General features: G+C 65.6%; 17 protein-coding genes. 8 read left to right on the top strand and 9 right to left on the bottom strand.

The window, feature by feature from the left end:
• Positions 1–64: 64 nt before the first annotated feature.
• Both AC50X9_RS01820 and AC50X9_RS01815 read right to left on the bottom strand, forming a co-directional pair.
• Positions 65–736, bottom strand: coding sequence for a response regulator (locus tag AC50X9_RS01820; protein ID WP_494889564.1), 672 nt, complete (start codon positions 734–736; stop codon positions 65–67).
• On the bottom strand, positions 714–3278 hold the full coding sequence (locus tag AC50X9_RS01815; protein WP_494889562.1) for a DUF4118 domain-containing protein: 2565 nt from the start codon (positions 3276–3278) through the stop codon (positions 714–716). Before AC50X9_RS01815 ends, AC50X9_RS01820 begins: the two co-directional genes overlap by 23 nt.
• Before the next feature lie 455 nt (positions 3279–3733).
• On the opposite strand from AC50X9_RS01815, the gene AC50X9_RS01810 reads away from it, so the two are divergent.
• The 5 genes from AC50X9_RS01810 (at position 3734) to arr (ending at position 7575) form a co-directional block, all read left to right on the top strand.
• Positions 3734–4135: a GNAT family N-acetyltransferase gene (locus AC50X9_RS01810; RefSeq protein WP_494889560.1), complete on the top strand. Its 402-nt coding sequence runs from the start codon at positions 3734–3736 to the stop codon at positions 4133–4135.
• 315 nt (positions 4136–4450) lie between these two features.
• Positions 4451–5155, top strand: a complete 705-nt coding sequence (locus AC50X9_RS01805) for a hemerythrin domain-containing protein (RefSeq protein WP_494889555.1) — start codon at positions 4451–4453, stop codon at positions 5153–5155.
• A 12-nt stretch (positions 5156–5167) separates the two neighbouring features.
• The gene (locus AC50X9_RS01800) at positions 5168–5656 is read left to right on the top strand and encodes an SRPBCC family protein (protein ID WP_494889551.1); all 489 of its coding nucleotides are present in this window, start codon (positions 5168–5170) and stop codon (positions 5654–5656) included.
• A gap of 142 nt (positions 5657–5798) precedes the next feature.
• Positions 5799–7040, top strand: coding sequence for an acyltransferase family protein (locus AC50X9_RS01795; RefSeq protein ID WP_494889547.1), 1242 nt, complete (start codon positions 5799–5801; stop codon positions 7038–7040).
• 124 nt (positions 7041–7164) lie between these two features.
• On the top strand, positions 7165–7575 hold the full coding sequence (gene arr, locus AC50X9_RS01790; RefSeq protein ID WP_494889545.1) for an NAD(+)--rifampin ADP-ribosyltransferase: 411 nt from the start codon (positions 7165–7167) through the stop codon (positions 7573–7575).
• A gap of 170 nt (positions 7576–7745) precedes the next feature.
• Here the strand turns inward: arr and AC50X9_RS01785 are convergent, their stop codons facing one another.
• The 4 genes from AC50X9_RS01785 to AC50X9_RS01770 all read right to left on the bottom strand — a co-directional run bounded on the left by AC50X9_RS01785 (position 7746) and on the right by AC50X9_RS01770 (position 10517).
• Positions 7746–7952, bottom strand: a complete 207-nt coding sequence (locus AC50X9_RS01785; RefSeq protein ID WP_175321274.1) for a DUF4177 domain-containing protein — start codon at positions 7950–7952, stop codon at positions 7746–7748.
• A gap of 364 nt (positions 7953–8316) precedes the next feature.
• Entirely contained in the window at positions 8317–9531 is a 1215-nt protein-coding gene (locus AC50X9_RS01780; protein ID WP_494889541.1) for a DUF4232 domain-containing protein, read from the bottom strand.
• A gap of 133 nt (positions 9532–9664) precedes the next feature.
• Positions 9665–10069 carry a VOC family protein gene (locus AC50X9_RS01775; protein WP_494889537.1) on the bottom strand — a complete coding sequence of 135 codons (405 nt, stop codon included), beginning with the start codon at positions 10067–10069 and terminating at the stop codon, positions 9665–9667.
• Positions 10070–10082: 13 nt separating this feature from the next.
• Positions 10083–10517, bottom strand: coding sequence for a helix-turn-helix transcriptional regulator (locus AC50X9_RS01770; protein ID WP_494889535.1), 435 nt, complete (start codon positions 10515–10517; stop codon positions 10083–10085).
• Positions 10518–10774: 257 nt separating this feature from the next.
• On the opposite strand from AC50X9_RS01770, the gene AC50X9_RS01765 reads away from it, so the two are divergent.
• Positions 10775–10978, top strand: coding sequence for a cold-shock protein (locus AC50X9_RS01765; protein ID WP_024365339.1), 204 nt, complete (start codon positions 10775–10777; stop codon positions 10976–10978).
• 121 nt (positions 10979–11099) lie between these two features.
• On the opposite strand, the gene AC50X9_RS01760 is transcribed toward AC50X9_RS01765, so the two are convergent.
• Both AC50X9_RS01760 and AC50X9_RS01755 read right to left on the bottom strand, forming a co-directional pair.
• Entirely contained in the window at positions 11100–11450 is a 351-nt protein-coding gene (locus AC50X9_RS01760) for a DUF6176 family protein (protein WP_494889531.1), read from the bottom strand.
• Between the two features lie 129 nt (positions 11451–11579).
• Positions 11580–13388, bottom strand: a complete 1809-nt coding sequence (locus AC50X9_RS01755; protein ID WP_494889529.1) for an AfsR/SARP family transcriptional regulator — start codon at positions 13386–13388, stop codon at positions 11580–11582.
• 131 nt (positions 13389–13519) lie between these two features.
• On the opposite strand from AC50X9_RS01755, the gene AC50X9_RS01750 reads away from it, so the two are divergent.
• Positions 13520–13714, top strand: coding sequence for a hypothetical protein (locus tag AC50X9_RS01750; protein WP_494889527.1), 195 nt, complete (start codon positions 13520–13522; stop codon positions 13712–13714).
• 48 nt (positions 13715–13762) lie between these two features.
• On the opposite strand, the gene AC50X9_RS01745 is transcribed toward AC50X9_RS01750, so the two are convergent.
• On the bottom strand, positions 13763–13915 hold the full coding sequence (locus AC50X9_RS01745) for a hypothetical protein (RefSeq protein WP_494889523.1): 153 nt from the start codon (positions 13913–13915) through the stop codon (positions 13763–13765).
• Between the two features lie 23 nt (positions 13916–13938).
• On the opposite strand from AC50X9_RS01745, the gene AC50X9_RS01740 reads away from it, so the two are divergent.
• On the top strand, positions 13939–14388 hold the full coding sequence (locus AC50X9_RS01740) for a sigma factor-like helix-turn-helix DNA-binding protein (protein ID WP_494889517.1): 450 nt from the start codon (positions 13939–13941) through the stop codon (positions 14386–14388).
• The last annotated feature ends 387 nt before the right edge of the window (positions 14389–14775 follow it).

The following is a 14775-nucleotide window of genomic DNA, read 5'->3' as shown; positions in this document are numbered from 1 at the left end:
TCTTAACGCCTGCGCGCCAGCGGTCATCGAAGGGCCGGCAGGGCGGCCGGCAGTGGGGGAAAGGTCATTCCTGGAAACGGTAACCGAGCCCGGTTTCGGTCAGCAGGTGGCGTGGGTTGGCCGGGTCAGACTCCAGCTTCCGGCGCAGCTGGGCAAGGTAGACCCGCAGGTAGGCGGTCTCGTCGGCGTAGGCGGGTCCCCAGATTTGAGTCAGCAGCTGCTCATGGGTGACAAGGGCTCCGGTGTGCCTGACCAGCAGTTCCAGGATGTTCCATTCGGTCGGGGTGAGCCGGACCGCCGCGCCTCTTCGGGTCACCTGCCGGGCAGCCAGGTTCACCGTGAAGTCTTCGGTTTCCACCACCGGAACATCGATGGAGGTTCCCCGGCGCAGCGCGGCGCGAAGCCTGGCCAGGAGCTCCTCCATGCCAAAAGGCTTGGTCACGTAGTCGTCCGCCCCGGCGTCCAGGGCCTGGATCTTGTCCTCCGAACCGTGCCTGGCCGACAGGACCACGACGGGCACGTCGCTCCAGCGCCGAAGCCGCCGGATGACCTCGACGCCGTCCAGGTCCGGGAGCCCCAGATCCAGGATGATGACATCCACCGGATGACGGGCCGCCTGGTCCAGGGCGCCCTGACCCGTGAACGCCGTAACGGTGGAGTACCCGCGTGCGTTCAGGTTGATCTGCAGGGCCCGGAGTATCTGGACCTCGTCATCAACGATTAACACTGCCGCCATGATGTCCTCTCGTTCCGGGTTCCGGCGCTGCGCCGGTGGAAAGCGGCAGGCGCACGACCATGGTCAGGCCCCCGCCCGGGGTCGGTTCAGCCAGCAGGACTCCGCCCATCGCTTCCGTGAATCCCTTCGCCACGGCCAGGCCCAATCCGATCCCGGTCCCCGGTGTGGTGTCATCAGCCCGCTGGAAAGGCCGGAACATCGACAAAACGTCGCCGGCAGGAATTCCCATGCCATGATCCACAACAGTAAGCTCGCTGGCCGGAAAATCCCCGATTTTTGCACTGCCGGAACCGCCCACGGCTCCGGCGATCACAACATCAGAGTCCGGGGCATACTTCAGGGCGTTTTCCACCAGGTTGGCAATGACCCGTTCAAGCATCCCCGGGTCCGCCTCGACCGGAGGCATGTTATCGGGCAGGAGCACCCGGAGCCGTTCTGAGGCTGTTCCCCGGAGCGCCTCGGCCAGCACATCGGCCCAGTAGACCGGCCGGATCAGGGGTGAGACAGAATCCGCGGTGATCCTGGACATGTCCAGGAGATTGCTGACCAGCCTGTCCAGCCTGTCCGCCCCGGACTCTATGGTGGCAAGAAGTTCTTCCTGCTCCTCCTGCTTGAAGGTGATGGTCCTGTCCCGGAGGCTGCTGGCCGCCAGCTTGATCCCGGCAAGGGGAGTGCGGAGGTCATGGGACACGGCCCGCAGAATGGACGTGCGCATCTTGTTTCCTTCCGCCAGACGAAGGTTCTCGCGCTGGCTTTCGGAGAGCTCCTCGCGCTGGAGCATGGCCAGCAGATGCGCGCCGAACGCGGCGAGCAGGCGCCGTTCATCCTGGGACAGTTCCCTGCCGGTCAAGGTCAGCATCCTGTCCTCGTCCAGTTGCTCAACGGCGTCCGTGTCCGACACCGCCAATGGCCGGGACACCCCGGAATACTCCCGAAGCGTCCAGCGGGTTGCTCCGGCGGGACCGGATGCGTGCCGGACCCACAGGCCCGCCCCTGCCGCCTGGAAATGCTCCCTGACCTGGTCCAGGAACCCCGGAATGCTGGTGCCTTCAGCCACGGCCCTGCGGCTCAATTCACCCAGGACAGATGCCTCCGCGCCGGCCCGGCGTGCTTCCTTACTGAGCTTGGCGGACCTGTCCACCACAAGAGAGACGGACACTGCCACGACAAGGAAGATCAGCAGTGCCAAGACGTTTTCCGGGTCGATCACCGAAAGCGAACCGATAGGCCTGACACTGAAGTAATTCACGGTCAGTCCTGCCAGGACCGCCGCCAGTACGGCAGGCCAGAGCCCACCGATCAGGGCGACCGCGACGACTCCGGTCAGCTGAACCAGCATGTCCGTGGACAGCTGGTCATGGGGCAAAAGATCCAACGCGAGTTGAAGGAGCGGGGGGAGCCCGACCGCGAGGGCGAACGCCGGGAGCTCCCTTCCCCGCCCAAGGCGTGGCCGCGTCCGCCGGGCAGTTCCCGAGGAGCCGCCATTCTGCGTGACCAGGTGAACGTCGACGCTGCCCGCGTTCCTCACTACTTCAAGGACTGTCCCGCGTCCCCAAGAAGTCAAGGTACGGCGGCGGGAAGCACCCAGAACGATCTGGCTGGCGTTGACGCTCCTGGCGAAATCCAGCAAAGCTGCCGAGACGTCCTGACCTCCGACCGAGTGGAAGACGCCTCCGACGTCCAGCGTCAATTTGCGCAGCAGTTCCAGCGCCTTGCCTGTCTCGAGGCCAAGTCCCGCCGTGCCGGTGCGGACGTGAACCACGTGGAGCTCCCCGCCGGCGGCAGCTGCCAGCATCCTCGCCGCGCGCCGGATCAGCGCTTGGCCCTCCGGCTTTCCGCTGAGCCCGACGATGATCCTTTCCCTCGTCGGCCAGCTGCCCGTGATGTCCTCCCGAACCCGGTGGTCTGACAATCCGGCATCGACGCGCTCAGCCAGCCACAGCAACGCAAGTTCCCGCAACGCCGTCAGGGTGCCGATACGAAAATCACCGGCCAGAGCGGCGTCGGCATCCTCCCTGCGACTGTAGATCTTCCCTTCCCCAAGCCGCTGACGCAGTACGTTAGGGGAGGCATCCACCAGTTCGATCTGGTCTGCGTCCCGCACCGCGGCATCCGGAACAGTTCCCGGCACCCCGACGCCGGTGATGTCCTGAACGACGTCGGAAAGTGATTCGACATTGCGGATGTCGAGCGTTGAAATCACATTGATTCCAGCCTCCAGCAGGACAGCGATCTGTTCCCACCGCGCATCGCCGGAATCCGCCTTGCCCGCGTAGTCATCCACCAGAACGACATCCGGTGACCTGTCCAGCACCGCCCGGACGTCCAGAACCCGGTCCGGTCCCTGATGGATCGATAGCGCCGGGCACAGTTCCAGCCCCTGCAAAAGGTCCTCAATCTCCGCACGTCCCCGCACGGAAACCGCCCCGACCACCACATCCGCACCCTCAAGGCGCAACCTGCGGCCCTCTTCCAGCATCGCGAAAGTCTTGCCCACCCCCGGCGCTGCCCCCAGAAAAATACGCAAATTACCTCGTGCCATGGCTCCATTCTTCACTCCGGCGGACCGCCTTCGGGACCAAAGCCCAAACCGGCGTCCCTTTTCCTAGGAAGTGTGGGACACCAAGAATTGATCTTTCGAACAGCGGCGACACGCCACCGGGTTTACGTGGACAAGAAATCAGGGTTCACCACAAACCGGCCGGGACTTCATGACGCCCTTGACCAGGCCCGCGGGGGGATGCAATCGGTTCGTGCACGCGACTTCGAAGAAATTGACGGCCGGTGCAGAAGACCCCGAGCGCTTCCGCGTCAGAACTCGCCCGCACCCGCCGTTAGAGCAGGCCACCTGCCTCATCAGTGGATCGTATTTGAGATGCCTGGGGAGACTGTCGCCATCGACTGCCGGCTGGGTCGACCTCTGCAGTCCCATGCGGTGTTCCAATAGATAGCCCTGCGAAACTGTTCGACGGCGATAGACTCGTCGGTCGATTCAACGTGGCAGGAATCTTACGCGGTCCCTTCCAGAACGCGGGGCTGGGTTACTGGGTGGACAGTGATTACGCAGGCAGCGGACTGGCGTCCGCTGCGGTCCAGAGGATAGTCGAAATGGCACGCGACGAACTCGGACTGCACCGCATCGAGGCGAGCACTCTTCTGCACAACGTTGGCTCGCAGCGGGTGCTACGGAAGGCCCGGGTTCCAGCAGATTGGTATGGCACCGCGATACCTGCAGATTGCCGGAAAATGGCAAGACCACAACCTCTACCAGGTGGTCCTTCACGACTGAAGGGTCTAGTTCATCCACGAGCTGAGCTAGGAATGTGTAGCAGCGCGGCCCAACGCCCGGAAACTGTAGGGCCCTTGTCTCTGGCCGACCATGCCACTTACCGCTGCTAGAACCACGCCAAATATCTCTGCGATTCACAGCCCTTCGCCATATCGCGAGCTCTCAGCGCAACTAGAACCATCGTCGCAGTTCTGACATCTCATCCCCCGCGGAGGCGTACGCCGCCGCGGCCGCCAGCAGGCCGCGCAGGCCCGGGCCGCGGCATCGCCACTCCGGAGGGTGGCCGCCGTCGGGCGTTTCACAGCGGGTGCAAGTCCCTCCAGCGCCCTGTCCCAGCGGACCGGCTCCTGCTCACGCCTGAAAAATGTAGACGGGCGTCCCGCGGAGGCGTAAATTACCGCCATCGCACTGTGTAGGAGGCCCACATGTCGGCACCCCGAGCCAGCCAGGAACCACAAGGAGCCGGCGACGGCCGCGGCTGCGACACCGTGGGCATGGTGGTGATGCACGGGATGCTGCGACGACAGTTCGGCGAAGCGCCCCGGCTCGTCCGCGTCGTGCGGCCGGGCGATACGGAGCGCGCCGAAGTGGTGGGAAAGCACATTGCGGAGTTCACTGACATACTGCACAACCATCACGCCACGGAGGACGAGCGTCTGTTCACCGCGCTGGAGTCGAGATGGCCCGCATGCGCCCTGCACGTGGAGCAAATGAAGGCGCAACACCGGGCAGCGGCGGCGGTGGCGCAGAAATTGGGCAACGAACTGCAGGCCTGGCGAAACGGTGCCGACTCGGCCGCCCGCGACAGGACGGCACAGCTTCTCGAGGAGCTGAATGACGTCCTCAACCCGCACATGGGCCAGGAAGAGCGGACAATCCTCCCCGTTGCCGCCGCGACGATGAGCCAGCACGAGTGGGACGCCTTTGGCAAGCAAGCCATGGCCAACGCGCCGAAGGATGGGCGGCTGCTGATCCAGTTGGGCTACGCCCTTGACGCCCTCACGCCAGAGGAGCGGGCAGCGTGGATGAAGGCAAGCGTTCCGGCGCCGATCCGGGCGCTCTACGGCCTGGTTGGCCGGCGCCTGTACGAAAGAGACCACCAGCTCATCTACGGGACAATACCGAGTTAGCCGGAATGGCACATGGTTACTTTTGACGGTTCCGTCTACATCCACCGGCCCCTGCCCACCGTCTTCGATATTGTGGGTACGAACCTCTTTGAGACGCAGCCCAAATGGGAGGACGGAATTGTCGCCATCCATTCACTGGACGCAGGCCCCATCCGTGTGGGTACCCGGGCCGTCATGGAACGAGTGGATCTGGGCCTGTGGCGCCGCAAAACCCAGTATCAGTGCGTCCAGTTCGAACTCGACAGATTCTTTGTCTTCCACAACGACAGCCCGGGCATCCACGTCGAGTTCCGGGTGTCGGTTGCCCCGGTTGGTGGCCAGGGCACGCTGCTTCGGTTCGTGGTGATGGCAACTTTCACTGGCTTCAAGCGGCTCCTTGAGCCGCTCGCCAAGGTGACGCTGGGGCCAGCCCGCCGGAAGACGTTGCTGGATATCAAGGCGTATGTGGAGGCAAACAGTCCTGCACCCAGTTCCAGCGGATCAACTCCTGCGCCAGCCTGACGGAGGTCCCGAAATCTGCTCGCAGCGGCCGCCGGAGTGTTCGTATTCCTGCAGTGCAGATGATCCCAGCGGAACATGGGCCAGCCACTTCGAGGCCGTCCGGCAGCCGGGGGCAATATAACGAACTGGTAACATGGGGTGAATGCACTCTAAGTCTGGTCAAACAAGAGTCACCCAGCTGGATGGCCTCAGGGGGCTCGCCGCCCTGGTGGTTGTTGCCTGCCACATTGTGTCCACGCTCCCGGGAATCGGCAGCGCAGTAAATGGCGACCGGTCCGGGGGGCTCAATACAGCTGAGACCTGGGCACTCTTCTCTCCGTTGCATTTCCTCTGGAACGGCACCCCGGCTGTTCACGTCTTTTTTGTGCTCTCCGGCTTCGTGCTGGTCCTCCCGTTCACCCGGCCGGGCGCCGCCAGAAGCTGGGCGCAGTACTACGCCAAGCGCTTCTTCCGCCTCTATCTGCCGGCCTGGGCGTCCCTGGCGCTGGCCGTGGCGCTGATGGCCATCATTCCCCGCTCGGCGTCGCCGCTGCAGAGCACCTGGGCGGACATCTACGTGATCGATGCCAGCTTCGGCCAGGTCCTCAAGGACGGCCTGCTCCTGCTGACCGCAAGCACGATCAACACCCCGCTGTGGTCCCTCAAATGGGAAGTGGCGTTCTCGCTCCTGCTCCCGGCGTACGTCTTCATCGCACTCCGGGCCAGGCGCTTCTGGCACGTGAAAATCGGCCTTGCCCTCGGGCTGGCCCTGGCGGGAGCCCTGCTGGACCTGGACTGGCTGTCCTACCTGCCGATTTTCGCCATCGGAGCGGTCCTCGGCGCCGAACGCGAGAGGATCCGTGAGCTGACCCAGGCCTGGCCCGGCCTGGCCTGGTTCTTTGTGGCCGCCGCGGGAGTCTTCCTGGCCAATGCGGAATGGATCAGCCCCGAGCAGCCCATCCCCGGCGTCGAGGCCGTTGTGACGTTCGGCTCGACGCTGATCGTCCTGCTTTTCGTCTCCTGCGGCTCGGCCAAGCGGCTCGGTGACACCGCCGTCGCGCAATGGCTGGGACGGGTGTCCTTCAGCCTCTACCTGGTGCACCTGCCGATCATCCTGGCGGGCGTCACCTTGCTGCGGTCCGTCTCGCTTCCGCTGGCGCTCGCCGTCTCCGTGGCCGCCTCGCTCGTGGCCGCCGAGCTGTTCTACCGCTACGTGGAACAGCCCTCCCACCGGCTTTCGATGGCTGTAGGTCGCGCGGTGGGGCAGCGGATGCGCCGCGACGCACCGGATAATCCTGCAGCCCCGGACAACCCGTCCACCCCGGGCTCTGTAGCCGCCCATGACAACCCGGACAGGCTGTCCGTCCGGGCCATGGCTGAGGCGGGGTCCGGCCGCCGCGGGTGAAGGCCCACGGCAAGTCCCGGCCGCGGCCCGGTCCTGGCAGTCTCCCAGCAGGGAGCCTTCCGTAAGCCCCGCTCCGGCCTGGGGCACTTTCTTCCTTCCAGCTTGTCTTCGCTAGGCTGTGGCCGTGAACCAACCGCTGGACGAGGGTCCGTTCTTTCACGGCACGAGAGCCAACCTCCGGGTCGGGGATCTCCTTAGAGCGGGCTTCAGGTCGAACTACCGCCCCGAAGTCCTGATGAATCACATCTATTTCACCGCTCTTCCGAACGGGGCGGGACTCGCTGCGGAACTGGCGGCGGGTGACGGCGCCCCGCGCGTTTACGCCGTCGAGCCGACCGGGGCATTCGAGAACGACCCGAACGTGACCGACAAGAAATTCCCCGGCAACCCCACCCGGTCATATCGCAGCAGTGCCCCGCTCAGGGTCGTCGGCGAAGTCGCCGATTGGGAACGACAGACGCCCGAGGCGCTACAGGCGTGGAAAGAACGCCTGGCAGCGCTCCGTGCGGACGAGCGAGGCGAAATCATCAACTGACGAGGGTCGACGCTCCTTCAAGGGCATAAAACGTCAACGCGAACGTGCATCTAAGGAGGGACAAATTCAGGCCCACTTAGGTGTCGTTTACTGGGCGCCTATGGTAGCGAACGGTCTCGTCGGAGTGCGCCGGGCTATCCAGAAGCCACAGCTCGTTTCGCGATGTGCGATTATCCGAGGCTCTCGAAAACCATCGTTGCCTGGATGCGGTCGCCGCCGCCGATTCCCTTGCTCCCGCTGCTCGCGGTGGTTATGGTGTGGAGTCGATACCCCTTCGCGGCCTGATCGTTTAGGGTCTTCTCCAGGGAGGTCAGGTTGCCCGAACCGGTTCCCCACAGTTTCTCTTTGAGAATCACCTGCACGACGACATACTGCATGACACGACTTCCTTCTGTTGCTGGCCAATTGGGAGCAATGCTACTCGACGCGGCGGGGCGCTCCTCCAGCGCGTGAGCGACGGCGCATCAAGGGTATCGACGGTGCGCGGTGTCAACGTCACGCCAGCGACGCTGAACAAGATGGCGTCACGATTCGGCGCCGAGCAGATCGGCGCCGCACACCAACATGCACATCCGCGGCCCGCGGTATCCCGGCCAGCACTTTGGCATTGCAAGGCACGACGACGTCGATGCTCAACGCCAACGTTGTCCATGGAAATCCGAACAACCAAATGTTCAGTGCCGGGTGGTGCACAACCCCCGTACTTTCACGAGTCCCGTGCGGAGACTTCCTCGCTGTGGCCTACCCCGTGGGCTGGACCAGGCTCCAACCGGTCACGGCCACGTAACCGCCGCTGACCATGTCCAGGTCGGCTGGCAGACGGGTACGGGTGTCGCCGGAAAAGGGCGCGACCAGGATCGCGCCCACCCTGGTATCGCCGGCGCCCGCCATGGCGTTCCAGCCCAGGGCCGCCTGGGCGGCGGCACCCGGGGCAACGGTGATAGCGCGGGGGCCAGGGTCCGTGGTCATGAAAGAGCCGCCGCGGACTGTGAGGATGTCCATGGACCAGCCGTCGGTGTCGTCGAAGGCGACGTCGGGATAGCCATTGAGCACGCACGGAACTGTGCCGGAATTGACGAGCCGGATGGGCATGCCGCGGTGGCCGGTGGCGGCGTCTGGTTCGCCGAGGGAAATTGCCACCTGCTCGCTGCGGCACCAGCTCGGATCCGGAGTTTGTTGCAGGGGGCCCACGGTTGGCGAGCCGTACACGACGGGCGGCTGGGTGGGCGAGGGCGCGGGCCGGACCTGAGCGGCGTTGGCGGCGGCGCGGGTTGCTGCTCCGGACAGCGGCGCGGCGGCCACCAGCAGTGCGGCGCAGATGGAAGTCGCAGCGAGGAGGGCCCCGAGCCGCCCCCGTCGCGGCCGTCGGCCCGGGCCGACTCTCCGTGGAGCGTGCAGGCCATCCGGGGTGCCGCACGTGCCGTCGTTGTCACCCTCGTCGGCCTTGCTGCTGCGGGACACACGGATCCAGACCAAGGCAGGAATCCAGCCCCACACAACGCCCCAGTAGCCGGCGGTCAGCATGGCCGGGCCCGCGCTGTCGAGCAACATCGCCCTGCGCGGTGGTGGCCACTGCGCCGAGATGCTCCCGGCGGACCAGAGCACGCTGGTCAAGAAAGACGCGAGCACCACGCACAGCCATACGCTCATCATGGCCGTCCGGTTGTCGGACTGGTCCGACGGGCGGGAAACCAGCAAGCGCAGCAGGATCAGCAGCATGCCCAGCAGCGTCAAAACGGAGAGGACGGGAATGAGGATCGGCCAAGGCGCCACTGCATGCCAGCTGGAAGCGGCAACTGTTTCCGGGATCACAAGCCTGGTTAGCGAGATCGGAAAGACGCTGAACCAGCTCAGTGCCGTGAACAATGCCCCGCTGATAAGCCAGCCGATTCCTGCCGCCGCTGCCGTTGCCGCCGTCGCTGCGCTGCGCGGCGTACCCCCAATACGATTCCCCATGCCGGCCAGCCTAATGCAGCCCGCGCCGAAGACCGGCGATCGTGGTGCTGATGGATAACCCCACCGTGGAGCAGGTGCGCTCGGCGCGGCAGGCCGGGGTGCGCGGCTTCATCAACCGGCGGCTACGCAGGGGCTAGTCGGCCTGGTTGAACCGGACCATGTTGCCGGACGGGTCGCGGAACGCGCAGTCCCGCGGGCCCCAGGGCTGAATGATGGGTTCCTGGAGGACTTCCGCGCCGGCGGCCCGGACTTTCTCGAACGTGGCGTCAAGATCATCCGTGCGGAACACGATGTTCGGCAGGACACCCTTGACAAGCAGCTGCTGGAGCGCGTCGCCGTCGTCCTTCGAGCGGCCGGCGTGCGGGACGGAGAGCACCAGCTCCAGACCGGGTTGGGCCGCGCTGCCGAGGGTGACCCAGCGCTGCCCGTCCGAGCCGACGTCGTTGCGCACCTCCAGACCGAGCACGTCGCGGTAGAACGCGAGCGACTCGTCCAGGTCATTGACGGTGATGTGTGAGTACTGCAGTGAAATGTTCATGCCACCCACGCTATTACTGCGGCCGCGGGGGCGCTTCTTCAATCCTGCTCGGCTTGCACGCGGGCCGCGTGCGCAGCCGGGCAATGCACGGCGGCATGGCCTGCACCGCGTGATGTTCCCGGGTCCGGTATTCGCTGGGCGTCATGCCGACGACTTCGGTGAACCGCGAGCTGAACGACCCCAGCGAGGTGCAGCCGACCTCCATGCAGGCATCGGTCACGCTGACACCGGCCCGCAACAGCGCCATGGCGCGTTGGATCCGCCGGGTCATCAAGTAGTTGTAGGGCGACTCGCCGTACGCCGCCTTGAACTGGCGGGAGAAGTGCGCCGCGGACATCAGGGCACCGGCGGCCAGGGTGGGCACATCGAGCGGCCGGGCGTAGTCCCGGTCGATCAGGTCCCGGGCCCGACGCAGGTGCGCGAGGTTGGCCAGCTCCTGCGGTGTCATGCCGCCATTCTAGATCCGCGAACGTCCCGGCGGAGGGGCCAAAATGAGGCCGCGGAGGCACCGCTGCACCTCGGTGGTAATCCGCCCCGGAAATCTCCTGTATCGTTGATCCTGTTGTTGTGTTTATGCAGTTCGTAGTTCAGGCAGTACGCAAGGTTGCAAGACCTTGTTCTTCTGAAGCAGCGGTTTTGAGCACCCCACACCGGAGGACCCGAAAGTCGGGACTTTTCCTCCACCTTCACGAAGGACAAAAAATAATGGCTACTGGTACCGTCAAATGGTTTAACGCTGAAAAGGGCTTCGGCTTCATTTCCCCCGATGACTCCTCACAGGACGTCTTCGCACACTACTCCGCGATCGCCTCTTCCGGCTTCCGCTCACTCGAAGAGAACCAGAAGGTCTCCTTCGAAACCGAGCAGGGCCCCAAGGGTCCCCAGGCCGTAAACATCCAGGCTCTCTAAGACTTAGCTTCCAGCTAACTCTTCTGAGTCCGGAACCTTACAGGTTTCGAGCAGGGTCCGTCTTCGACGGGCCCTGCTTTTGTTTAACCCGGGTGTGCTGCAAGCCGGGGTGGGCCAGCGCTCAGCCGGCGGCGCGGTAGTCGGAGAACATCGTGGCCGGGATAGGGCCCTTCAACATTTCCGCTGACAGACCGTGGAGTCTCGCCAGATTCTCGCGGAACCAGACATCGTAGGGATCGTCCGACGCCGCGAGCGTCTGGAAGGCCTTGGCCAGATCCTCGCCCTCATGGAACAGGCAGACGAAATCCCCCTCCGGGGTCTGCATTAAGCTGGCGACTTCCCGGGTGATGCCCATGCGCTTCCTCGAGCGGTCGTGTTCCTCCCCCCGCGGACCGCTCACCTCCGCATTGAGCTCTTTCCACTCCTCCAGTTTGCCGGGCAAAATTGGCGCGAACCACGTAATGCATTCCATGACAGCTGTCCTTTCACACAACGGCGGGCACCGGGGTAACCCCCTCGGCACAGCTGAATGTTAGTCCCGCGGACGACGGCGGGACAGGGCTTCGGGAATCGGCTCGGGACCTGCCCAACTCCCGCCAGCTCACGCGGAAACGCCATGGCGCCGGGCCAGGAACGCGGTCAGGGCGGGGTTGTCGATCTCCGTCGCGAGCCAGGGCACGGACTGGGCGGCAGCCTGGTCCCCGAGCACCGCCCGGTGCGACTGCGCCCGGACCACGAACTCGCGCATGCCGCTGCGGCTGGCCAGCGCGGCCAGCCGGTCCACGAATTTTGATGCCCGCGGCGAGCCCGCGGCGATGGTGACTTCCGCCGCGGCGTCCAGCAGCCGGGCCGTGTACCAGAGGTACCAGGGAGTGGGTTCCAGGCCCCGGTCGATCCAGTGCTCGGCGGCTGCCAGGTCGCCGTGCACCAGGAACAGCCGCGCTTCCGCGCCGGCGGCCAGGGCCATGTAGCAGTGGTCGCCGGCGAGATCGGCCATCACCCAGGACCGGTCAATCAGGGCGGCTGCATCCTCCAGCCGGCCGGCGGCCAGGTACGTCTCGCCGCGGATCCCGGCGGCAAACGGCTCGAATGCGGTCCAGTGTTCCTCCGCAATCCAGTCCAGGGCCCGGTCGAGGCACTCGGCCGCCGGTTCCAGCTCCCCGCGGAGCAGATGCACGCGCCCCAGCAAGGCCTCGCTGAACGCCTGCTGCCGGCGGTTCCGGACCGCCTTGGCAAGCAGTCCGGATTGGGTGAAGGCCGTCACTGCGTCGCTGTAATGCGCGGTGTCCGACGCCAGCATGCCCTGGATCGCCAGGATTCTCGCCTGCTCGTCGGGGATTCCGCGTGCCGCCTGCATCGCCCGGTCCAGCCAGCCGGCCGCGCGGTCCGGGACCCCGCGCTGCACGGACAGGTAGCCCAGTTCGCGGAAGGCGGCAGCGGCGGTCCGGGAGACGCCGTCGGGCGCTTCGGCCGACAGCGCACGGTGCAGGAAATCGGCGACCTCGGCGCCGCGGCCGCCCGCCTGGTGGATCAGCGCCCCGGCCAGCGTCACCAGCGACTCGGCCACGAGGTGGCGGTCAGCGGTGCGCTGGGCCAGGACGACCGCGAGCCGCAGCTGGTCGAGCCCGCGGTCGACGGCGCCCGCCGACAGGGAGGCGCTGCCGGCGTCGAGATAGGACCGGACGGTGGCCACGGTGGCGGGGATTCCGGGGTCCGCATCCGGAGCCGAGTCGGACAGGGCACGCCGGACTTCCGCCGGCAGCGGCAGGCCCAGCTCCCGGTGGTAGAGGTCCGCGCATTTGGTGACCTCTTCCCGGGCCCGCCGGTGTTCGCCCAGGGCAACAAGTGCCTTCACCAGGACGGCGGTGCAGTCCGCGTGGAAAGGATCCCGGCGCAGGGCGAGTCTGGCCAGTTCGACGGCGTCAGCGGGAGTACCGGAGGCCAGGGCAGCCAGCGACGCTTCATACAACAGCGACTGCACGCAGTTTTCCAGCCGGTACCGCTGGTCCGCCAGCCAGGACTCGAAGACGGGGCTGTCCGCAAAGGAGAGTCCCTCCAGTAACTGGCCGTTGAATTCTCGCGGGTCAAGGTCGTGGCCGTTGACCGTGCCGACCAGCTCCAGGGCATCGCAGCGCCAGGGCTGCAGGAGGGCCAGCCGCAGCGGGTCGCCGCTGATGGAGACGCCCGCCAGGTTCCTGCGCAGCTCGGACAGATTCCAGCGCAGGGCGCCCAGGGGATCCGCGGCGTCCGGGAACAGGAGCGTGGCGGTCCGGGACCGACTGATGCCCTCCGGCTGCAGGGCGAGGTAGGCCAGCACGGCCCAGGCTTTGCGACCCTTGGGCTGTGGGGGAGTGGTGCCTGGGGACTCGATCGTTGGCGGACCGAGGAGCCGAATCCATGTCCCGGCCATAGGAGTAACTTTACGCCGCGGGCTCTCGGGCGTCGCGGGTCTTCGGCCGCGGGGGATTCACACGGTTGCTCACACGGCGGCTGACGACACTGGGGATATCCAATCCACTCAGCACCTGAGGTGAATCAACAATGGAAGTACTGACCGTCCTGCTCGCTGGAACCATCCTCGTCGGCGTTCCCAGCACACTCCTCGCCATCCTGAGGGATGGCCGGGGCCACACTCCGGAAGTGCGGTCTCGCGAGCCCTGGAAGGCTGGCAACCTGCCCAGCGAACCGTACTCGGTGTCCCGCTCGTGGTACCTGCCTGGGGCCTGGATGCGGTAGCGGCTGACGTCTCCCGACCGGTTTCGGCACCCCGCTGACTATTTCAGTTCACTTCCAGTTCAACGTCCTGGCTGCCGGGTCGTTGTCGACAGCCGCGACGTCCGTAACCCCGACGTTCGCCTCGCTCGACGAAGCCAAGGCGTTCATGGGAACGGACGAGTAGCAGACGTACAAACGGATGCTGTCTTCCGTGCGCATCATCCAACCGGAATAGGGAGCGGGCCATGCCCACCCAAGCGATTGACTCTCCAACAGACTTCCACAGACTCAGCTTGTTCCTGGCTCGCAGAACGGGGGATGCCGACTATGCCCAAGTACTGGCCATGGACGCGTTCCGCTGGGCCCTGAGCCAAACGCGGGAAGGAATCCAGGTCCCGTTTGGAGCACTGCTCGCCGCGTCGTCACGCCCGGCGGCCGCAGCCATCCGGGAGAAGGACAACGAGGTGGCACAGCAGGAATCCATGGCCGGGATCATCGCGTCTCTCCGCCCCAAGGAGCGCGAAGCGCTGAGGCTCGTCTACTGGGACCAACTCAGTATGGGCGAACTCGCTGACTACTTGGGTTGTTCCATGACGCGCGCGGGAGCGCTCTTGGATAGGGCCTACAGGCACGCGGGCCGCCGGGCCCAGCGGCTCGGCCACGTCTTGGCGGGTAGCACCGATGAAACCTCTTGAGCAACAGATTTTTGATTCAGCGCCGCGCGTCCAATCGCCATTGTTTCCCTTCGACGCCGGTTCAAGGGTGGCATCCGAAGGCTACGAAGCGCTTGGACCCGGCTTGTCGACGACCCGATCCCGGCAGGGAGGCGTTGGGAGGAAACTCATGCACGCCGTCCTGGCGTTCACTCTGTTGGCCGCAGGAGGATTGGGCGTGGCCGCACTCACGCCGGCGTCGAAGCAACAGGACGTCAACGTCAGCGGAGGCCGCCCCGGGGGGAGTGCCGCGACCCCCGCTGGCTCCCTAGGAGCGTGGGGCGGTAGTGGTTTTACGTGATCCACGAGAAGCCCTGCTTGCTGACTGGTAGCGCGTTGTCATCTTGATGGCCGGCTGTCAGCAGCGGT

This window comes from Pseudarthrobacter sp. HLT1-3 (genome assembly GCF_059383535.1).
Note: the sequence above shows the minus strand (reverse complement) of the source record. Positions and strands in the feature narration are given on the sequence as shown.